This is a genomic window from Pseudomonas sp. 2835 (assembly GCF_050435905.1).
Lineage (GTDB): Bacteria > Pseudomonadota > Gammaproteobacteria > Pseudomonadales > Pseudomonadaceae > Aquipseudomonas.
Genome location: NZ_JBNDLE010000007.1, coordinates 141,356 through 161,272, shown reverse-complemented (window position 1 = coordinate 161,272; position 19,917 = coordinate 141,356). Strand labels below are relative to the sequence as shown.

Genomic DNA, 19,917 nt, shown 5'->3' with positions numbered 1-19,917 from the left:
AACCCAGAGGGACGCGCTTCTATTCCAAGTGTTCGCCGCGGCACAAACTGCCCCCCTTCAGCAGGCGTTGACGCTTTCGGCAATTCCCCTGTCGTTTTTGCATCTGGGCGACATTGGCCCTAGGCATATGCTGGCCCCAAAGCGCCGGCAGACGATTCGGCGCAGGTTTACCAATAAAGGGGACAGCCTGATGAGCCCAGCCGAATTACACGCAGACAGCATCGTTATCGACGGGCTGATCATTGCCAAATGGAACCGCGAGCTGTTCGAGGACATGCGCAAGGGCGGCCTGACCGCGGCCAACTGCACGGTGTCGGTCTGGGAAGGCTTCCAGGCCACGGTCAACAACATCGCCGCGAGCCAGAAGCTGATCCGCGACAACAGCGACCTGGTGATGCCGGTGCGCACCACCGCCGACATCCGCAAGGCCAAGGAACTGGGCAAGACCGGCATCCTCTTCGGCTTCCAGAACGCCCATGCCTTCGAAGACCAGATCGGCTATGTCGAGGTGTTCAAGCAGTTGGGCGTTGGCATCGTGCAGATGTGCTACAACACCCAGAACCTGGTCGGTACTGGCTGTTACGAGCGTGACGGCGGGCTGTCGGGCTTTGGCCGCGAGATCGTCGCCGAGATGAACCGCGTCGGGGTCATGTGCGACCTGTCCCATGTCGGTTCCAAGACCTCCGAAGAAGTCATCCTCGAATCGAAAAAACCGGTGTGTTACTCCCACTGCCTGCCTTCCGGGCTCAAGGAGCATCCGCGCAACAAGTCCGACGAAGAGCTCAAATTCATTGCTGACCACGGCGGTTTCGTCGGCGTGACCATGTTCGCGCCGTTCCTGGCCAAGGGCATCGATTCGACCATCGATGACTACGCCGAAGCCATCGAATACACCATGAACATCGTCGGTGAAGATTCCATCGGTATCGGTACCGACTTCACCCAGGGCCACGGCCAGGACTTTTTCGAATACTTGACCCACGACAAGGGCTACGCCCGGCGCCTGACCAACTTCGGCAAGATCATCAACCCGCTGGGCATCCGCACCGTGGGCGAGTTCCCCAACCTCACCGAGACCCTGCGGGGGCGCGGCCATTCCGAGCGCGTGGTGCGCAAGATCATGGGCGAGAACTGGGTCAACGTCCTGAAGGACGTCTGGGGCGAGTGAATACCTCTGGAGCCTACTCCGCTCGCCGATAGCTGCGTCAGGTCCTCGCGAAAAGCTCGCCGTACCTCGGTACTGTCTCGCCTTTCGCTCCGGTCCTTTCTTGCTCTCGACGTGCTCGCTACGGCTCCAAAGGCATTCACAGCGGCTGTTTATTGAAGAGCAAAGCCAAAGCGGCTTTGCATCGTGAATACCACATTTCTGGAGTTGAGTTTCCATGGCCAAGATCGCCCCGCAATTGCCTATCGAAGTCGACAGCGAAACCGGTGTCTGGACCAGCGACGCCCTGCCGATGCTGTACGTGCCGCGGCATTTCTTCGTCAACAACCACATGGGCATTGAGGAAGTGCTGGGCGCCGAGGCCTACGCCGAGATCCTCTACAAGGCCGGCTACAAGTCGGCCTGGCACTGGTGCGAGAAAGAGGCCGAGTGCCACGGCCTGCAAGGCGTGGCGGTGTTCGAGCACTACATGAAGCGCCTGTCCCAGCGCGGCTGGGGCCTGTTCAAGATCCAGGACATCGACCTCGACAAAGGCACCGCCAGCGTCAAGCTCGAGCATTCGGCGTTCGTCTATGTGTACGGCAAGGTCGGGCGCAAGGTTGATTACATGTTCACCGGCTGGTTCGCCGGGGCCATGGACCAGATCCTGGCGGCCCGCGGCAGCACCATTCGTACGGTCGCCGAGCAGGTCTACGGCGGTTCGCAAGAAGGCCACGACGACGGCCTGTTCATCGTCAAGCCGTTGTAAGTCGAGGATCCCGCCATGGCTTTCGAAGCAATGTTCCAGCCGATCCAGATCGGCAAACTGACCATCCGCAACCGGGTACTGAGCACCGCGCACGCCGAGGTCTACGCCACCGACGGCGGCATGACCACCGAGCGCTACGTGAAGTACTACGAAGAGAAAGCCAAGGGCGGCATCGGCCTGGCGATTTGCGGCGGCTCCTCGGTGGTAGCCATCGACAGCCCGCAGGAATGGTGGGCCTCGGTGAACCTCTCGACCGACCGCATCATCCCGCATTTCCAGAACCTGGCCGACGCCATGCACAAGCACGGCGCCAAGATCATGATCCAGATTACCCACATGGGCCGTCGCTCGCGCTGGGACGGCTTCAACTGGCCAACCCTGATGTCGCCATCGGGCGTGCGCGAGCCGGTGCACCGTGCCACCTGCAAGACCATCGAGCCGGAAGAGATCTGGCGGGTGATCGGTAATTACGCGCAAGCCGCGCGCCGGGCCAAAGAAGGCGGCCTGGATGGCGTCGAGCTGTCGGCGGTGCACCAGCACATGATCGACCAGTTCTGGAGCCCGCGGGTCAACAAGCGCACCGACGAATGGGGCGGCAGCTTTGAAGGGCGGATGAAGTTCGGCCTGGAAGTGCTCAAGGCCGTACGCGCTGAAGTCGGCGCGGATTTTTGCGTGGGCATGCGCATCTGCGGTGACGAATTCCACCCCGATGGCCTCAGCCACGAGGACATGAAGGAAATAGCCAAGTACTACGACGCCACCGGCATGCTGGATTTCTTCGGCGTGATCGGTTCGGGCTGCGACACCCACAACACCCTGGCCAACGTTATCCCCAACATGAGCTTCCCGCCCGAGCCGTTCCTGCACCTGGCGGCCGGCATCAAGGAAGTGGTCAAGGTTCCGGTGCTGCACGCGCAGAACATAAAGGACCCCAACCAGGCCACGCGCATCCTCGAAGGCGGCTATGTCGACATGGTCGGCATGACCCGCGCGCACATCGCCGACCCGCACCTGATCGCCAAGATCAAGATGGGCCAGATAGACCAGATCAAGCAGTGCGTTGGTGCCAACTACTGCATCGACCGCCAGTACCAGGGCCTGGATGTGCTGTGCATCCAGAACGCGGCAACCTCCCGTGAATACATGGGCGTGCCGCACATCATCGAGAAAAGCACCGGGCCCAAGCGCAAGGTGGTGGTGGTTGGCGCCGGGCCTGCGGGGATGGAAGCCGCGCGCGTGGCGGCCGAACGCGGTCATGACGTTACCCTGTTCGAGAAGAAGGACGCCATCGGCGGGCAGATCAGCATTGCCGCCAAGGCGCCGCAACGCGACCAGATTGCCGGTATCACCCGCTGGTACCAGCTGGAGCTGGCGCGTCTTAAAGTCGATCTGCGCCTGGGTACGGCAGCCGATATCGACACCATCCAGGACCTGCGCGCGGACATCATCGTGCTGGCGGTGGGCGGCCATCCGTTCATCGAGCAGAACGAACACTGGGGCGCCGCCGAAGGGTTGGTGGTCAGCAGCTGGGACGTGCTCGACGGCAAGGTGGCGCCGGGCAAGAACGTGCTGGTGTACGACACCATCTGCGAATTCACCGGCATGTCGGTGGCCGATTACATCGCCGACAAAGGCAGCCAGGTCGAGATTGTCACCGATGACATCAAGCCGGGCGTGGCCATTGGCGGCACATCGTTCCCGACTTACTACCGCAGCATGTACCCCAAGGAAGTGATCATGACCGGCGACCTGATGCTGGAAAAGGTCTATCGCGAGGGTGACAAGCTGGTGGCGGTGCTGGAGAACGAATACACCGGCGCCAAAGAGGAGCGGGTGGTCGACCAGGTGGTGATCGAGAACGGCGTGCGGCCGGACGAGGCGCTGTACTACGGCCTCAAGGAAGGTTCGCGCAACAAGGGCCAGATCGACATCGAAGCGCTGTTCGCGATCAAGCCGCAACCGATCCTCAGCCAGCCGGGCGAAGGCTACCTGCTGTATCGCATCGGCGACTGCGTGGCGCAGCGCAATACGCATGCCGCTATCTACGATGCGCTCCGGCTTTGTAAGGATTTCTAAGGCAGCTGCAAGCGGCAAGCTTCAAGCGGTAAGCAAGAGCAGCGCGGTGTTGCCTTTGCTTGCAGCTTGAAGCTTGAAGCTTGCACCTGAAAGGTGCCTCTAAATGTTGAACACCCTTATCCCCATCCTCCTGTTCGCCGCCCTGGGCCTTGCCGTCCTTGGCGCGCTGCGGCGCGTGCGGATGTGGCGCCAGGGTCGGCCGTCGAAGGTCGATCTGCTCGGCGGCCTGCTGGCCATGCCACGGCGCTATATGGTCGACCTGCACCACGTGGTCGCCCGCGACAAATACATGGCCAACACCCACGTCGCCACGGCTGGCGGCTTTGTCCTGGCAGCGGTGCTGGCGATCCTGGTGCATGGCTTTGGCCTGCATAACAAGATTCTCGGCTATGCATTGCTGTTCGCGACCGTGCTGATGTTTGCCGGTGCGCTGTTCGTTTACAAACGCCGGCTCAACCCACCGTCACGCTTGTCGAAAGGCCCGTGGATGCGCCTGCCGAAAAGCCTGTTGGTGTTTGCCGCAAGCTTCTTCATCGCCACCCTGCCGGTGGCCGGGATTCTCCCTGAGGGCTTCGGCGGCTGGCTGTTGGTGGCTTTGCTGGGGATTGGCATGCTATGGGGCGTGTCCGAGCTGTTCTTCGGCATGACCTGGGGTGGGCCGATGAAGCATGCCTTCGCCGGTGCCCTGCACCTGGCCTGGCACCGGCGTGCCGAACGCTTTGGCGGTGGCCGTTCGACCGGGCTCAAGCCCATCGACCTGGAAGACCCGCAAGCGTTGCTGGGCGTGGAGAAGCCCAGGGATTTCACCTGGAACCAGCTGCTCGGCTTTGACGCCTGCGTGCAGTGTGGCAAGTGCGAAGCCGTGTGCCCGGCGTTTGCCGCTGGCCAGCCGCTGAACCCGAAAAAACTCATTCAGGACATGGTTATCGGCCTGGCCGGCGGTACCGATGCCAAATTTGCCGGCAGCCCGTACCCAGGCAAAGCCATTGGCGAGCATGGCGGCAACCCGCACCAGCCGATCGTCAACGGCCTGGTCGATGCCGAAACCCTGTGGTCGTGCACCACCTGCCGCGCCTGCGTCGAGGAGTGCCCGATGATGATCGAGCACGTCGATGCCATCGTCGATATGCGCCGCCACCTGACCCTGGAAAAAGGCGCGACGCCGAACAAGGGCGCCGAGGTGCTGGACAACCTGATCGCCACCGACAACCCCGGCGGTTTTGCTCCGGGCGGGCGGATGAACTGGGCGGCGGACCTCAACCTCAACCTGCTCGGCGACATCAAGACCGCCGAGGTGCTGTTCTGGGTCGGCGACGGTGCGTTTGACATGCGTAACCAGCGCACCCTGCGGGCGTTTGTCAAAGTGCTGAAAGCCGCACAAGTGGACTTCGCCGTGCTCGGCCTGGAAGAACGCGACAGCGGTGACGTGGCCCGGCGCCTGGGCGATGAAGCGACCTTCCAGCAATTGGCCAGGCGCAATATCCAGACTATGGCCAAGTACAGCTTCAAGCGCATCGTCACCTGCGATCCGCACAGCTTCCACGTGCTCAAGAATGAGTACGGCGCCTTCGGCGGCAACTACCTGGTGCAGCACCACAGCACCTACATCGCCGAGCTGATCGCCGCAGGCGCCCTCAACCTTGGCCAGCACAAGGGCGGCAGCGTGACCTACCACGACCCGTGCTACCTGGGCCGCTACAACGGTGAGTACGAGGCGCCGCGCGAGGTGCTGCGCGCGCTTGGCATCGAGGTCAGGGAGATGCAGCGGTCGGGCTTTCGTTCGCGCTGCTGCGGTGGCGGCGGCGGTGCGCCGATTACCGACATTCCAGGCAAACAGCGTATCCCCGACATGCGCATGGACGACATCCGCGAAACCGCCGCCGAGTTGGTGGCCGTGGGTTGTCCACAGTGCACGGCGATGCTCGAGGGCGTGGTCGAGCCGCGTCCGCTGATCAAGGACCTGGCGGAGCTGGTTGCCGACGCGATTCTCGAAGAACCGGCGCCGACGAGCAAACCCGCCCCGGCAACGCGTGAACCTGCGGAGGTGCACTGATGAGCGACATTATTCGCCGTGATCCGCGCGCCGAGTGGATCGCCCGCAACCGCCTGCACCCGCTGCACGCGGCCATGCAGCAGGGCCAACAGCACAGCTGGATGGGCCCCAACGGCATCATCCGCAAAAACCCGCACGGGGTCGGCTTCATCGGCCCCAACGGGATCAAGCGCATCGACCGCAGCGGCGCCCAGCAGGGCGGCAGCAGCAAGCGCTCGGCAGCAGCCGTGGTGCAATTGCCGCTGCACCAGGTGGCGCAGCCGGCGTTCTACATCGCCGTGGTCCCGGACATGGTCGGCGGCCGTCTGGGCAGCCACGACCGCGACCTGCTGGGCCTGGCCCACAGCCTGGCCGGCAGCGACGGTGCGGTGCTGGCGGTGGTGTTTGGCGAACACAAGGAAAGCAACTTTTCCGCAGCTGGTGTTGATCGCCTGCTGGTGATAGAAGGTGACGAGTTCGCAGGTTATGCACCGGAGCAGTTGGTGCAGGGCTTGCGCGCTGTGGATAACCAGTACAGCCCACGCCACTGGTTGCTTCCAGACAGCCGCACGGGTGGCGGCGAGCTGGGTCGGCGCTTTGCTGCAGCCATTGCTGAACGCCCGGCGACACGGGTTTGGCAGGTCAAGGACGGGCAGTGCAGCGGCCGCGCGGGCGCTGGCCAGCAAGACCTGGTCCGCGGCTTGCCGCGCTTGATCCTGGCAGCCGCCGAATGTGCGGAACCGGTCAGTGAAACCCGTCATGAAGCCTTGCCGGTGCAGTTATCCACAAGCTCGGCGCGCAGCTTGTCGCGTATAGAAGACCTCGGCCCGGTGGCCGTTGACCCGGCTGCCATCGCCATGGCCGAGGCCGAGTTCATTGTCTCGGGCGGTAACGGCGTCAAGGATTGGGAACTGTTCCACCGCGCCACTCTGGCCCTCGGCGCGACCGAAGGCGCCTCGCGGGTGGCAGTGGACGACGGCTTCATGCCACGCAATCGCCAGGTTGGAGCTACCGGCACCTGGGTGACCGCGCGGGTATACCTGGCTGTGGGTATCTCCGGGGCGATCCAGCATTTGCAGGGCATCGGTGCCTGCGACAAGGTGGTGGCGATCAACCTGGACCCGGGCTGCGACATGATCAAGCGTGCCGACCTGTCGGTGATCGGCGACAGCGCGGCGATTCTCCAGGCGCTGATCGAGGCTGTGGAAAACTACCGCAACTACGCCAAGCGCGATGCGGCCTGAGGGCAGGGGATAACTATGCACACCAAGGTCATCAGTCTGGTTTCAATCGGTGCCCACCCAAGCTCCGGCCGCACTCGACGTGCCGAGCAGGATGCCCGGGCGGTAGAGCTGGGCCTGCAGCTGGCTGGGGATAACTTGCAGGTGCTGCACGCCGGCGACCCGCAGGAGCCGGCCTTGCGCGCTTACCTGGGTATGGGCCTGGAGCACATCGACGTGCTCGAACAGCCACATGGCGCCGATGCCCTGGGCGTACTCGGCGATTACCTGCGCGACGCTGGCGCACAACTGGTACTCACCGGTAGTCAGGCAGAAACCGGCGAAGGCTCAGGGATGCTGCCGTTCCTGCTGGCCGAGCGTCTGGGCTGGCCGCTGGTGGTGGGCCTGGCCGAAGTTGAATCTATCCACAATGGTGTCGCCCAGGTGCTGCAGGCCCTGCCACGGGGCCAGCGGCGGCGTCTGAAGGTACGCCTGCCGCTGCTGGCGACTGTGGATAACGCCGCGCCCAGGCCGCGCCAGAGCGCCTTTGGCCCGGCCCGGCGTGGGGTGTTGGCAGCGCGCCAGGTGGATGTTGTCGAAGACGAGTTATTCACAAGCGCCGAGCTGCAACCGGCCAAGCCACGGCCCAAGCGCCTGAAAGTGATCAAGGCCAAGAGCGGCGCCGACCGCATGAAGGCCGCCACTGCCAAGGCCAGTGGCGGTGGTGGGCAAGTTCTCAAGGACCTCAGTGCCGCGGATGGTGCGCAAGCCATTCTCAAGCTGCTGGTGGAAGAGGGCGTATTGCGCTGACAGTTGCTCACAAAGTCTGTTGGCCGATCTGTGGATAAAGTGTTCGTGTATGGCTGCAGGGCACGCATGGCGTGCCCTTCGGCGTTATGGTCAAAAAATGATCAAGCTAAGTTGTGGATTTTTCGAGGTTTTCTCCCTCAGGCTCGGCTGAGTTTGCCCACAATCGCTGTTGGCGGGTCTGTGGATAATATGTTCGGCAATGGCTGAGAGGCCCGTGTGGCAAGGGCTGCGCAGGGTTGGTCAAAAACTAGCCAATTGCCGTGTTTATGCCTGCCCACGCCCGTTGTTTCGGTTGTTCAGGGCGTTATCCACAGCGCTTTTTCACTGCTGCGACTTTTGCACACAAAGTCTGTTGGCGTCTCTGTGGATAAGGTGTTCGCCTTCCGCTGTGAGCCTTGTATTTAAAGGCGCTCAGAGATTTGATCAAATATTGATCAATAAAATTTCTGGGGAAAAACAACGACTTGCCCACATTAGCTGTGGGCTGTCCTGTGGATAAAGTGTTTGCTGTGTGGAAGGGCCCAGTGGGGCCGGGGGATTGCGGCGGGTGGTCAAAATTTGTACAGCTCCCACAGGATTCACAGGTAATACAAATTCTGTGGGAGCCGGCCTTGCCGGCGATTGGGCCGCAAAGCGGCCCCGCTTTACTGCGCAGCCACACCCTTCAGGTAAGGCGCTGGCGCCGCCCCCAGATTGCTCAGCATCCGCTCGCTGTACCAGTCGACAAAGTTCACCACCCCAAACTCGTAGGTCTTCGAATAAGGCCCCGGCTGGTACGCCGTGGAGTTGATGCCGCGCTGGTTCTCTTCCGCCAGGCGCCGGTCCTGGTCGTTGGTGGCGTCCCACACCTGGCGCATGCGCGCCGGGTCGTAGTCCACACCTTCAACGGCATCCTTGTGCACCAGCCACTTGGTGGTGACCATGGTCTCCTGGGCGCTGATCGGCCACACGGTGAAGACGATGATGTGATCGCCCATGCAGTGGTTCCAGGAGTGCGGCAGGTGCAGGATGCGCATTGAGCCGAGATCCGGGTTCTTGATCCGGCCCATGAGCTTCTGGCAGCCCTGCTTGCCGTCCAGGGTCATCGACACCGTGCCCTTGAGCAGCGGCATGCGCACGATGCGGTTGCGCAGGCCGAAGCTGGCGTGGGCGTAGGGGATCTTCTCGGCATCCCAGGCGGCAGCCGAGGCGGCGACGTGGTCCTTGAAGGCCTGGTCGGCGCGTGGGTCGGTGACGTCGTCCCATTCCAGCAGGGTTTTCAGCAGTTCCGGGTGCGATCCGCTGCAGTGGTAGCACTCGCGGTTGTTTTCCAGCACCAGCTTCCAGTTGGCCTTCTCCATCAAGGTGGTTTGCACCGCCACCTTGGTGTTCTCCATGTCGTAGGGTTCCATGTAGTGGGTCAGGGTGGCGAGGAAGTCGTCGATCGCCGGCGGGTTCTCGGCCAGGCTGATAAAGATGTAGCCACCGGCGGTCTTGACGTTCACAGGCTTGAGGCCGTACTGCTTCATGTCGAAATCGGCGCCCATTTCGGTGCCGGCAAACAGCAGGCGGCCGTCCAGCTCGTAGGTCCACTGGTGGTAATGGCAGACCAGCTTGGCGACCTTGCCCTTGTCGCTGGTGCACAGGCGCGAACCGCGATGGCGGCAGACGTTGTGGAAGGCGTGCACCTGGCCTTCGGCGCCGCGCACCACCAGGATCGGGTTCTTGCCGATCTGCAGGGTGATGAAGTTGCCCTTGGTCGGGATTTCGCAGGTCATCCCGGCGATCAGCCATTCCTTCTGGAAGATTTCTTCCATGTCGATCTGGAACAGGCGCTCGTCGCAGTAGAACGGCTGTGGCAGCGAGAAGGTCCGCTCGCGGCTCTGCAGCATCTCGGCGGTGGCCTTGCGTGCAGGTTCCAGTGGATCGCCCAGACTCAAAGTTGCGGTGACGTCCATCGTGTAGGTCCTCATGGCCAGTGCTTGTGGCCGGTGAAAGTGGCTAATCGTTGTTATGGCGACGCAAGGCTCAAGTACAGCAGGATCATGTGCGATGGAGTGTGCGTTCGAAGGGCGCAGGAACCATATCCATGGACGACATGATCAGATCCGTTTCCGACGCGTCAGCCCCCGTGGCCGGGGGCTGGTCGCGATAAGCACGCCAATGTCGCGGATAGGTAAGTGTCGCCTGCGCGGCTTAAGCAGAATCGCAGCCATCAGGCCGCAGTCGGCCGTGGAGACGAGCATGTCCAACAGCTTCCTCAATCCGGTCAGCACCCAGACCTGGGCCAACGGCCGCCACATCGTCCGTTGCGTCAAGGTGATCCAGGAAACCTGGGACGTGCGCACCTTCTGTTTCATGGCCGACCAGCCGATCATGTTCTTCTTCAAGCCCGGGCAGTTCGTCACCCTGGAGCTTGAAATCGACGGCGAGCCGATCATGCGCTCGTACACCATCTCCAGCTCGCCGTCGGTGCCCTACAGCTTCTCGGTGACCATCAAGCGTGTACCTGGCGGCAAGGTCTCCAACTGGCTGCACGACACCCTGCACGAAGGCCAGGAACTGGCGGTGCACGGCCCGGTCGGGCTGTTCAACGCCATGGATTTCCCCAGCCCCAAGGTGCTGTACCTGAGCGGCGGCGTCGGCATCACTCCGGTGATGTCCATGGCCCGCTGGTTCTACGACACCAACGGCAATGTCGACATGGTCTTCGTCCACAGCGCGCGCTCACCGAAAGACATCATCTATCACCGCGAGCTGGAGCACATGGCCTCGCGGATCGACAACTTCAGCCTCCATATCATTTGCGAGAAGCATGGCCTGGGCGAGCCCTGGGCGGGCTATCGCGGCTACCTGAACCAGAAGCTGATGGAGCTGATCGCCCCGGACTACCTGGAACGGGAGATCTTCTGCTGCGGCCCGACGCCTTACATGAATGCGGTCAAGCGCCTGCTGGAAAGCAGCGGCTATGACATGAGCCGCTACCACGAGGAGTCGTTCGGCGCGACCCCGGCCGAGGTCAAGGCCGATGCCGTGGAACACGCCGAACAGGCCGCCGAAGCTGCCGAGGTGGACGCCGGCGACCTGCACCAGGTGGAATTCACCGCCACCGGCAAGAGCATCCGCGTGGCCCCGGGCGAGACCGTGCACGCGGCGGCGGCCAAGCTCGGGCTGATGATCCCCAAGGCCTGCGGCATGGGCATCTGCGGTACCTGCAAGGTGCTCAAGCTGGGCGGTGAAGTGGAAATGGAGCACAACGGCGGGATCACCGAAGAGGATGAGGCCGAGGGCTATATTCTGTCTTGCTGTAGCGTGCCGAAGGGCGACGTGCGGATTGAGTACTAGTGTTGCAGACGCCGCCGTAAAGCTGCGGCTGGCGATCTTCATGGACATGGTTGTGGTCGCTGATCCATTTGTAGTCGGCGTCGCTCAGGTCAAGCTCGGCCAGCAGCAGTTGCGCTTCGGGCAGGCTGCTGGCGCCGGCCAGGGGAAAGCCGTCGGCATCGACAATGGTTGAACCGCCAACCCAGTCGACCCCGCGTTCGCTGCCATAACGATCACAAACAGCGATGAACATGCGATTCACTGCTGCCCCCGCCTGAACCCGGACGATTTCTGCCGGGCGCTCCTCGGGAGGGCGTGGGAATTCTGGCCAGTTGGCGGGGGCGCACAACAACTGTGCACCACCCAGCGCAGCCAGGCGTACCCACTCCGGGAGCTCCAGGTCATAACAGATCATCAGTGCAATTCGCCCTTTGGCCGTTCGCACAACCGGTGGCGGTTGCTCGCCCGGGGTGAAGATGAGTTTTTCCCGGTCCCACAGGTGCACCTTGCGATAACAGGTGATCCAGCCTTGAGGTTCGATCAGCACAACGCTGTTGGCGACTTTGGTTGCCGACACGCGTTCGCACAAGCCGGCCACCACCATGATCTGGTGCTGCCGGGCGAGGGCGAACCAGCCCTTGACCGTGGCGTCGTACAAGCCCTCGGCAACGCTCAAGGCTTCGTCGCGGTCCTCAAACACGTAGCCGCTCTGCATAAGCTCCGGCAGCACGACCAGTTCCGCACCTTCCCGGGCAGCCTCGATGATCGCTGCATTGGAGACTTCGCGGTTATGGATTACATCGGCAACTTTCGGTGCAACTTGGGCGCAAGCAATGCACAACGGTAGTGATGACGTGTTCATGTTTGCTCTCCTGAAAATAATGATCAGGCGATATAAAGTAGTTAGCGTCAACTGGCATTTTTGCTAGTTCAAGTGCCGTGTTTTTGATTGCCAATCAATATAACTATTGAACACCCCCGGCTCTATGCTGTGAGTTCTTCATCACTGCCTTCGGACGGAGCCTGATATGTCCTCGATTCCTTCACGAATTATTTCCGCCAAGCGTGTTCTGGATAATCAGGTACGGGCGCTGATTCCAGACTTTCCTTTCGACTATGGTCAGTACCTGGCGGACAAGGGGCCGGCGCCGCTTGGCCAAATCCAGCCACAGCATCATGGCCAGCAAGTGCTGGTGGTGGGGGCCGGCGTGGCCGGGCTGGTTGCCGCCTATGAAGCAATGCGCATGGGCCTGCATCCGGTTTTGGTGGAGGCCAGCGGGCGCATAGGCGGGCGCCTGTATTCGAGCGCGGTCAACGGTAGCGTGCCGTTTGAGCGCGGTGCCATGCGCTTTCCGTTGTCGGGCCAGGCGCTGATGCATTACTTCAGCAAAGTGCGCATGCGTGAAAACAGTGAAGACTTTCCCAACCCCGGAAGTGCTGCTGCCGTGAGTACGGTCGTTGATTATGCCGACGAAAAGTATTACTACGAAGTCGGGAATGACAACTTTCCCCGGCCGCCGGCGTTCGAGAACATTGAAATCAAGTTCTTCGATGAGTTTCTCGAACAGGCGCCGATCCATTTCAAGGAAATGGAACAAGCCATGTCTGCCGGGACAATAGACCAGGCGAAAATCAAACTGTTGTGGAATGCGATTTTGCGCGAGGGCTGGGACAATCTCAGCTTTCATGCGGCGATGGTCGAACAGGCGCGTTGGCCTGCCGACGAGATTAATTTGTTCGGCCAGATCGGTTTTGGCACCGGCGGCTGGAACACCGACTTTCCCAATTGCTTCCTGGAAGTACTGCGGGTGCTGTACACGGGGCTGGATATCAACCATCTGTTGATGCGCGACGGTGCCGACCAGTTGCCCCAACGGCTTTGGCAGCAACCTGCGGCGGCCTTTGGCGATGACAGCGTGTTCTGGCCGCAGAACATGACCCTGGAAGAACTGGCGAACACGTTTCCGGGCAACCCGCTGCGCCAGGAAGTTCGGCAGATCAAGCGCTTGACCGCAGGCGAGGGCGGCGGTTTCGAGGTGCTCTGTCATGATCTTGAGAGCGGACACGACCAGCACTTGCGCTACAGCAGTGTGATCTACACCCCGCATGTGCGGATACTCGACAAGTTCCGCTATATGAACGGCGTCGAAGGCATTGAATCCAGCCGTTCGCTGCTAACGCAGCAGCAATGGGAAGCGGTGATGTATACCCACTACATGCAGTCGGCCAAGATTTTTGCCGCTACCCGCGAGCCGTTCTGGAACCAACGCGGGCCGGACGGCAAGCAACTGATGAGTATTACCCTGTCTGACCGTCTGACCCGCGGCACCTACCTGGTGGACTACAGCCGAAACCCGGGAACCTACAAAGGCAGCGGGATTTTCCTGATGTATACCTGGAATAACGACAGCCTGAAGTTTCTTGGCGATCGCCAGGGCAGCCTGCCGCAACATGGCGAGTTGTGCACAGCCTTGCTCGATCAGGTTTATCCCGGCCTTGACCTGGCTTCGCATTTCCCTGCGGCAGACCCCTTTGTCGAAATCAACTGGGAGAACGAGCCTTTCTACCTTGGGGCTTTCAAGATGAACCTGCCGGGCCAGTACGAGTACCAGCGGCTGTTGTTCAGCCAGTTCAAGGAGGGCAGTGACGGTAGCGCGGTGGATGGTTTCATTCTGGCCGGCGACGATGTGTCCTGGACCGGCGGTTGGGCCGAAGGGGCGGTGACCACGGCACTCAATGCCGTGGACAAACTGGCCACGCGCTACAACAACGGCTTCAGCCCCGAGGGTGGCCCCATTGCGCAGTGGGACCCCCTCAAGCCGGCTGCGCTAGCCGATCTGCAGGTCAAACGCTAAAGCGCGCCACCAGCCCGCTCAGGTCCACTGCCAGGCGCGACAGCTCGGCACTGGCGGCGCTGGTCTGGTGGGCGCCGGTGGCCGATTGCACCGACAGGTCGTTGATGTTGACCAGGTTGCGGTCTACTTCGCGGGCAACCTGGGCCTGCTCTTCGGCGGCGCTGGCGATCACCAGGTTGCGCTCGTTGATCTCGGCCACTGCGCCGGTAATGGTTTCCAGCGCCAGGCCGGCGCCACGGGCGATGTTCAGGGTCGACTCGGCGCGTTCGGTGCTGTTGCGCATGGAGTTGACCGCCTGCTCGGTGCCGCCCTGGATACTGCCGATCATCCGCTCGATTTCGCTGGTCGACTGCTGGGTGCGGTGGGCCAGGGCGCGTACTTCATCGGCCACCACGGCAAAGCCGCGGCCGGCTTCCCCAGCACGGGCCGCTTCGATGGCGGCGTTGAGTGCCAGCAGGTTGGTCTGGTCGGCCAGGCCGCGAATCACGTCGAGCACCTTGCCGATATCGCGCGACTCTTCCGCCAGGTTACCGATCAGTTCGGCAGTGCCTTGCACGTCGGTGCTCATGCGCTCGATGGCGCTGACGGTTTCCATGACCAGGTCACGGCCGTCACCGGCCGAGCGGGTGGCTTCCTTGGAGGCTTCCGAGGTGCTCACGGCATTGCGCGCGACTTCTTCCACGGCGCTGGTCATCTCGGTGACGGCGGTGGCGGCCTGTTCGATTTCGTTGTTCTGCTGTTGCAGGCCACGGGCGCTTTCGTCGGTGACGCTGTTGAGCTCTTCAGCCGCCGACGCCAGTTGGGTGGCCGAGCCGGAAATCTGCTGCAGGGTATCGCGCAGCTTGTTCTGCATCTTGGCCATGGCCTTGAGCAGGCGCGCCGCTTCGTCCTGGCCTTCGGCGTGGATGCTGCGGGTCAGGTCGCCTTCGGCAATGCGCTCGGCGGCCTGCAGGGCTTCGTCGATCGGCTTGACGATGCTGCGGGTCAGCAGCAGGGCGCAGATCAGGGTCAGGGCGGTGGCGGCCAGCAGCAGGCCGATCACCAGAGTCACGGCATTGGAATATTGGTCGGCGGCGGTGCGGTTGATCTCGCTGGTTTGTTCGGTGTTGATGCTGACCAGTTGATCCATGACGCTGTTGATCTGCTCGGAGCTGTCGAGCATGTCGCGGTTGATCAGGTTGCGCAGGGTGTCCAGGTCGTTGCTCTGCGAGGCCAGGCGCATGCGGTTTTCCAGCTGGCGGTACTGGCCCAGCAACTGCACGTACTGGTTGTAGGCCGAGCGCTCCTGGTTGCCGAAGATCAGCGGCTCGTAGTTGCGGCGCGCGTCGTCGATCTGCTGGTTGCGCTGGTCGATCAGCTTGAGGGTGGCCTGCAGGGTGTCGGCTTCGCGGTTGAGCAGCAGGCGGTACGACAGGGTGCGCAGGCGCAGGGTCAGCTGGGTCAGTTGGTCGAGGTTGGTCAGGCTTGGTACCGTCGAGGTTTCGATGGTTTCGCCGGCCTGGCGAATCTTGCTCATCTGGTTCAGGGCGAACAGACCGAGGGCCAGCATCAGCGCACCGATCAGAGCAAAGCCCAGAAGCGCGCGCGGGGCGATATTCATGTTGCGTAGGGACATGGTGGTATCCAGGAGGGAAAAGGGCACGCGAACCGTGCGCAGGAGTCAGGACTGCCATGCCTATCGGTCGGCCGGGTAAAGACTTGAGCGGGCGAAGATGAAATTGTGAGGCAGCTATCTTTTTTCCTGACCGGTGGTAGGCAAAACGGGGAACCGGACCCGGATCGGTGGGTCAATCTGCACCAGGCCGAAGCGTCTAAACCCGATATCCCTGGCTAGCACGCGGACTTTTCTTTATCGTGTGCGCCCCCTGAAACACCCCGAGAAGGCAATCATGTTGGAAACTTCCCTTAGTCAACTGGAACAACTGGTCAGCGACCTGGTACAGAAGAATCAGGAACTGACCGAGCGCAACGCGCAGATCAGCGCCGAACTGGCCCAGGCCAAAGATGAAAACGACAGCCTGCAACTGAGCCTGCTGGAGCAGGAAGAAAAGCAGGGCGCTACCGCCGCGCGCATCCAGGCCCTGGTTGAGCGTGCCAGCGCTGGTGCCGTGAACGCATGAAAACCTCAGCGCAGCCGATCAATGTCGTGTCGATCCTCGGCAGCGATTATTCGATCAAGGCCCCCGAAGGCCAGGAGCAGGCGCTGGCGCAAGCGGTGCAGATGCTCAATGCCTCATTGGCCGATACCAAGCGTAAATACCCGACCCTGATCGGCGACAAGCTGCTGGTACTGGCAGCCCTCAACCTGTGCTCGCAGCAGATCGAACTGCAACAGCAGCACCAGCAGGCCCTCGACCGTTACCAAGAGCAAGTCAACGCCACGGTCGATGTGATTGCCCGGACCATCAGCAACAGCTGATCGTATCCAAACCCCTCGCTTCAACCTTTTGCCAGCTCACCGCCTTCGGGAGGGTGGGCCGGCATTGCTGTGGATTAGTGTCATTATTGTATTTCCTGTTGTATACAATTGGCCTGTGTCTTGCACTACAGGGCTTATTTACCCAGGGGAAATACATGCAGTTCTGGAGGCGCAGTATCCAGTGGCAATTGATCGCAAGCATGGGCGCAGCGCTGTTGCTGAGCATTCTGGTGGTGGTCGGCATCTACAGCGTGGCGGTCAATCGCCTGACCGAACGTTACCTGGTCGACACTGCCTTGCCGGCAAGCATTGAGGCGATTCGTAACGACATCGAGCGCATGCTTGGCCGGCCATTGACGGCGGCGGCCGATATCGCCAACAACACAATGCTGCGCGACTGGCTGGCGGCGGGTGAAGACAGCGCCCAGGCGCCGCAATTCATCGAGTACCTCGAAGCCCTGCGCAAGCAGAATCATGCGTTCACCGCGCTGTTTGCCGCGACCGCGAGCAACCACTACTACAACGAGAAAGGCCTGGACCGTACCCTCAGCCGCAGCAACCCGGTGGACAAGTGGTTCTTTGGTTTCATCGACAGCGGCAACCCGCGCCTGCTGAACATCGACACCGATGGCAGCACCGGTGAACTGGCGCTGTTCATCGACTATCGGGTGGAAAAAGCCGGGCAACTGGTGGGCATCGCCGGGCTGGGCCTGCGCATGACCGAGCTGTCTGAACTGATCCACAACTTCAGTTTTGGCGAGCACGGGCGAGTCATGCTGGTGCGCGGCGACGGTTTGATCCAGGTGCATCCGCAGGCGCAGTTCAGCGGCAAGCGGCAATTGGCCGAACAGATTGGTGGCGAGGCTGCCAAAGTTGTCTTGAGCCGTGAGCAGGGCTTGCACAGCAGCCGCTTCGAGCGCGATGGCGAGGGCTATCTGGCCCTCAGCCTACCGCTGCGTGACCTCAACTGGACGTTGGTCGCCGAAGTGCCAGAAGCCCAGATCTACGCCCAGGTGCGCGAGACCGTCTGGCTGACCAGCCTGATCGGCGGCGCCGTGGCATTGGTGTCGCTGTTGCTGGTGGTGCTGCTGGCGCGCTGTATCGTGCGGCCGATCCGTCGTGTGACCGGAGCCTTGATGGCCATCGGCAATGGTGGTGGTGACCTGACCCAGCGCCTGGACGAAAACCGCGCTGACGAGCTGGGCGACCTGGCCCGTGGTTTCAACCGTTTTCTCGACAGCCAGCGTGACCTGATCGGCGAAGTGTTGAACACCAGCGAACGCTTGCGCGCGTCGGTGGCGCAAGTGACGCAAGTGGTGGACAACACCGCCGAACGTTCCGGCCGCCAGCAGGAAATGACCGAAATGGTCGCCACCGCCGTGCATGAGATGGGCCTGACCGTGCAGGACATTGCCCAGAATGCCGGCAATGCCGCGCACGCCTCGCAAACCGCGCGCAGCGAAGCGCTACAGGCCCGCGACGTAGTGCGCCGCTCGATTGCCCATATCGAGGGCATGTCCGAGGAGATTGGCCAGGCGGCCAGTGCAGTGGGGGAGCTGGCTACGGAGGTCGCGTCGATCGACGAAGTGCTGGCGGTGATCCGCAGCATCTCCGAGCAGACCAACCTGCTGGCGCTCAATGCTGCCATCGAAGCGGCGCGGGCCGGCGAGATGGGCCGCGGCTTTGCCGTGGTCGCCGATGAAGTACGAACCCTGGCGCGGCGCACCCAGGTGTCTACCGATGAAGTGCAGCAAATGATTCTGCGCCTCAAGCAGGGTGCGGGCAGTGCGGTGGCGTCGATGCAGGCCGGGCAAGCGGCAACCGGCACGGGCGTGGAGTCGAGCCAGCAGACCGGTGCTTCGCTGGGGACCATCACCGAGCAGGTCGAGCACATCAGTGACATGAACCATCAGGTGGCGACAGCGACCGAGCAGCAATCGGCGGTGACCGAGGAGATCAACCGCACTGTGCAGGGGATTTCCGACCTGGCGCGGGAAACGGCGGTGGATGTGCAGGGGTGCCGGGAGGAGTGCCAGGCGCTGCGCGGGCTGGCGGATGATCTGGCGCGGCAGATGGGTGGGTTTCGCCTTTGAAATTATCGCGGGGCAAGCCCGCTCCCACCGGATTTCATTGATCTTCGGTGGGAGCGGGCTTGCCCCGCGATAAGGCCTTCAGGCCGCCATCACAGCCCGGATATCTGCCGCCAGCTCACGCACCCGCGCCTCTTCGGTGTCCCACGAGCACATGAAGCGTGCGCCGCCGCTGCCGATGAAGGTGTAAAAGCGCCAGCCCTTGTTGCGCAAGGCTTCCAGCGCCGGCTCCGACATTTGCAGGAACACCCCGTTGGCTTCCACCGGGAACATCAGCTCAACGCCCGGCACATCGCGAACCAGTTCGCTGAGCAACTGCGCGCAGTGGTTGGCATGCACAGCGTGACGCTGCCAGGCGCCGTCTTCCAGCAAACCGACCCAGGGTGCCGACAAAAAGCGCATCTTCGACGCCAGTTGCCCGGCCTGTTTGCAGCGGTAGTCGAAGTCTTCGGCCAGCTCGCGGTTGAAGAACAGGATCGCTTCTCCCACCGCCATGCCGTTCTTGGTGCCGCCAAAGCACAGCACATCGACGCCGGCTTTCCAGGTCAGCTCCGCCGGGGTGCAGCCGAGGAACGCGCAGGCGTTGCTGAAGCGGGCGCCGTCCATGTGCAGGTTCAGGCCCAGTTCCTTGCAGGTGGCGCTGATGGCCTTGAGCTCGTCCGGGCGGTAGACGCTACCGACCTCGGTAGCCTGGGTGATGGTCACCACCCGTGGCTTGGGGTAGTGGATGTCCTGACGCTTGAGTGCCACTTCGCGGATCGACTCGGGGGTCAGCTTGCCGGCTTCGCTGCGCGCGGTGAGCAGTTTGGAGCCGTTGGAGAAGAACTCCGGGGCGCCGCATTCGTCGGTCTCGACGTGGGCGGTCTCCGAGCAGATCACGCTGTGGTAGCTCTGGCACAGCGACGACAGCGCCAGCGAGTTGGCGGCGGTGCCGTTGAAGGCGAAGAACACTTCGCAGTCGGTTTCGAACAGTTTTCGAAAATACTCCGAGGCACGAGCCGTCCATTGGTCGTCGCCGTAGGCGCGCTCGTGGCCCTGGTTGGCCTTTTCCATGGCGGCCCAGGCTTCGGGGCAGATACCTGAGTAGTTGTCGCTGGCGAATTGCTGGCTTTTATCTGGCATGACACTGTCCTGTGAACGACGCAGGTGAGCACTCTAAACCAAGAATTGCGGCGTCGCCTATACAAAGCATTGCCCCC

15 protein-coding genes and 1 pseudogene are annotated in these 19,917 nt (G+C 62.1%); 12 read left to right on the top strand and 4 right to left on the bottom strand.

Annotated features, from left to right (window positions below; translation table 11 throughout):
* Positions 1-190: 190 nt before the first annotated feature.
* From ABIE20_RS12565 to ABIE20_RS12540, 6 genes are all read left to right on the top strand, one after another.
* On the top strand, positions 191-1,168 hold the full coding sequence (locus tag ABIE20_RS12565) for a dipeptidase (RefSeq protein ID WP_429505368.1): 978 nt from the start codon (positions 191-193) through the stop codon (positions 1,166-1,168).
* A 214-nt stretch (positions 1,169-1,382) separates the two neighbouring features.
* On the top strand, positions 1,383-1,913 hold the full coding sequence (locus ABIE20_RS12560; protein WP_429505367.1) for a DUF5943 domain-containing protein: 531 nt from the start codon (positions 1,383-1,385) through the stop codon (positions 1,911-1,913).
* Positions 1,914-1,928: 15 nt separating this feature from the next.
* Positions 1,929-3,989, top strand: a complete 2,061-nt coding sequence (gene dgcA / locus ABIE20_RS12555; protein ID WP_429505366.1) for a dimethylglycine demethylation protein DgcA — start codon at positions 1,929-1,931, stop codon at positions 3,987-3,989.
* 103 nt (positions 3,990-4,092) lie between these two features.
* Positions 4,093-6,042 (top strand): dimethylglycine demethylation protein DgcB, encoded by a 1,950-nt coding sequence (dgcB, locus tag ABIE20_RS12550; protein ID WP_429505365.1) that lies wholly within the window; start codon positions 4,093-4,095, stop codon positions 6,040-6,042.
* Positions 6,042-7,265: an electron transfer flavoprotein subunit alpha/FixB family protein gene (locus tag ABIE20_RS12545; protein WP_429505364.1), complete on the top strand. Its 1,224-nt coding sequence runs from the start codon at positions 6,042-6,044 to the stop codon at positions 7,263-7,265. Before dgcB ends, ABIE20_RS12545 begins: the two co-directional genes overlap by 1 nt.
* A 15-nt stretch (positions 7,266-7,280) precedes the next feature.
* Positions 7,281-8,051, top strand: a complete 771-nt coding sequence (locus ABIE20_RS12540) for an electron transfer flavoprotein subunit beta (protein ID WP_429505363.1) — start codon at positions 7,281-7,283, stop codon at positions 8,049-8,051.
* 644 nt (positions 8,052-8,695) lie between these two features.
* Here the strand turns inward: ABIE20_RS12540 and gbcA are convergent.
* Positions 8,696-9,988: a glycine-betaine demethylase subunit GbcA gene (gene gbcA / locus ABIE20_RS12535; protein WP_115084934.1), complete on the bottom strand. Its 1,293-nt coding sequence runs from the start codon at positions 9,986-9,988 to the stop codon at positions 8,696-8,698.
* 286 nt (positions 9,989-10,274) lie between these two features.
* On the opposite strand from gbcA, the gene gbcB reads away from it, so the two are divergent.
* Positions 10,275-11,375: a glycine-betaine demethylase subunit GbcB gene (gene gbcB, locus ABIE20_RS12530; RefSeq protein WP_123565306.1), complete on the top strand. Its 1,101-nt coding sequence runs from the start codon at positions 10,275-10,277 to the stop codon at positions 11,373-11,375.
* Here gbcB and ABIE20_RS12525 read toward each other — a convergent pair.
* Positions 11,296-12,216 (bottom strand): nitrilase-related carbon-nitrogen hydrolase, encoded by a 921-nt coding sequence (locus tag ABIE20_RS12525; RefSeq protein WP_429505362.1) that lies wholly within the window; start codon positions 12,214-12,216, stop codon positions 11,296-11,298. The two genes, gbcB and ABIE20_RS12525, sit on opposite strands and share 80 nt — an antisense overlap.
* A 166-nt stretch (positions 12,217-12,382) precedes the next feature.
* On the opposite strand from ABIE20_RS12525, the gene ABIE20_RS12520 reads away from it, so the two are divergent.
* Positions 12,383-14,209 (top strand): flavin monoamine oxidase family protein, encoded by a 1,827-nt coding sequence (locus ABIE20_RS12520; protein ID WP_429505361.1) that lies wholly within the window; start codon positions 12,383-12,385, stop codon positions 14,207-14,209.
* Here the strand turns inward: ABIE20_RS12520 and ABIE20_RS12515 are convergent.
* Positions 14,199-15,824, bottom strand: a complete 1,626-nt coding sequence (locus ABIE20_RS12515) for a methyl-accepting chemotaxis protein (protein WP_429505360.1) — start codon at positions 15,822-15,824, stop codon at positions 14,199-14,201. The two genes, ABIE20_RS12520 and ABIE20_RS12515, sit on opposite strands and share 11 nt — an antisense overlap.
* 274 nt (positions 15,825-16,098) lie before the next feature.
* Between ABIE20_RS12515 and ABIE20_RS12510 the strand changes: the two genes are divergently transcribed.
* The 4 genes and pseudogenes from ABIE20_RS12510 to ABIE20_RS12495 all read left to right on the top strand — a co-directional run bounded on the left by ABIE20_RS12510 (position 16,099) and on the right by ABIE20_RS12495 (position 18,721).
* A complete protein-coding gene (locus ABIE20_RS12510) occupies positions 16,099-16,329 on the top strand; it encodes a hypothetical protein (RefSeq protein WP_429505359.1) in 231 nt (76 codons plus the stop codon).
* Positions 16,326-16,628 (top strand): cell division protein ZapA, encoded by a 303-nt coding sequence (locus ABIE20_RS12505; RefSeq protein WP_038998322.1) that lies wholly within the window; start codon positions 16,326-16,328, stop codon positions 16,626-16,628. Before ABIE20_RS12510 ends, ABIE20_RS12505 begins: the two co-directional genes overlap by 4 nt.
* A gap of 155 nt (positions 16,629-16,783) precedes the next feature.
* Positions 16,784-17,860: pseudogene (locus ABIE20_RS12500) on the top strand (cache domain-containing protein); the annotation flags it as partial.
* Between the two features lie 123 nt (positions 17,861-17,983).
* The gene (locus ABIE20_RS12495) at positions 17,984-18,721 is read left to right on the top strand and encodes a methyl-accepting chemotaxis protein (RefSeq protein WP_429505493.1); all 738 of its coding nucleotides are present in this window, start codon (positions 17,984-17,986) and stop codon (positions 18,719-18,721) included.
* Positions 18,722-18,799: 78 nt separating this feature from the next.
* On the opposite strand, the gene ABIE20_RS12490 is transcribed toward ABIE20_RS12495, so the two are convergent.
* Positions 18,800-19,840, bottom strand: a complete 1,041-nt coding sequence (locus tag ABIE20_RS12490; protein ID WP_429505358.1) for a low specificity L-threonine aldolase — start codon at positions 19,838-19,840, stop codon at positions 18,800-18,802.
* Between the last annotated feature and the right edge of the window lie 77 nt (positions 19,841-19,917).

Excerpts from the sequence above, each read along its gene's own strand:
- ABIE20_RS12510 (WP_429505359.1), top strand. The coding sequence starts at position 16,099 with ATGTTGGAAACTTCCCTTAGTCAACTGGAACAACTGGTCAGCGACCTG.
- gbcB (WP_123565306.1), top strand. The coding sequence starts at position 10,275 with ATGTCCAACAGCTTCCTCAATCCGGTCAGCACCCAGACCTGGGCCAAC.
- ABIE20_RS12505 (WP_038998322.1), top strand. The coding sequence starts at position 16,326 with ATGAAAACCTCAGCGCAGCCGATCAATGTCGTGTCGATCCTCGGCAGC.
- ABIE20_RS12545 (WP_429505364.1), top strand. The coding sequence starts at position 6,042 with ATGAGCGACATTATTCGCCGTGATCCGCGCGCCGAGTGGATCGCCCGC.
- ABIE20_RS12525 (WP_429505362.1), bottom strand. The coding sequence starts at position 12,216 with ATGAACACGTCATCACTACCGTTGTGCATTGCTTGCGCCCAAGTTGCA.
- gbcA (WP_115084934.1), bottom strand. The coding sequence starts at position 9,988 with ATGGACGTCACCGCAACTTTGAGTCTGGGCGATCCACTGGAACCTGCA.
- ABIE20_RS12495 (WP_429505493.1), top strand. The coding sequence starts at position 17,984 with ATGACCGAAATGGTCGCCACCGCCGTGCATGAGATGGGCCTGACCGTG.
- ABIE20_RS12520 (WP_429505361.1), top strand. The coding sequence starts at position 12,383 with ATGTCCTCGATTCCTTCACGAATTATTTCCGCCAAGCGTGTTCTGGAT.
- ABIE20_RS12540 (WP_429505363.1), top strand. The coding sequence starts at position 7,281 with ATGCACACCAAGGTCATCAGTCTGGTTTCAATCGGTGCCCACCCAAGC.
- dgcA (WP_429505366.1), top strand. The coding sequence starts at position 1,929 with ATGGCTTTCGAAGCAATGTTCCAGCCGATCCAGATCGGCAAACTGACC.
- ABIE20_RS12490 (WP_429505358.1), bottom strand. The coding sequence starts at position 19,840 with ATGCCAGATAAAAGCCAGCAATTCGCCAGCGACAACTACTCAGGTATC.
- ABIE20_RS12565 (WP_429505368.1), top strand. The coding sequence starts at position 191 with ATGAGCCCAGCCGAATTACACGCAGACAGCATCGTTATCGACGGGCTG.
- dgcB (WP_429505365.1), top strand. The coding sequence starts at position 4,093 with ATGTTGAACACCCTTATCCCCATCCTCCTGTTCGCCGCCCTGGGCCTT.
- ABIE20_RS12515 (WP_429505360.1), bottom strand. The coding sequence starts at position 15,824 with ATGTCCCTACGCAACATGAATATCGCCCCGCGCGCGCTTCTGGGCTTT.
- ABIE20_RS12560 (WP_429505367.1), top strand. The coding sequence starts at position 1,383 with ATGGCCAAGATCGCCCCGCAATTGCCTATCGAAGTCGACAGCGAAACC.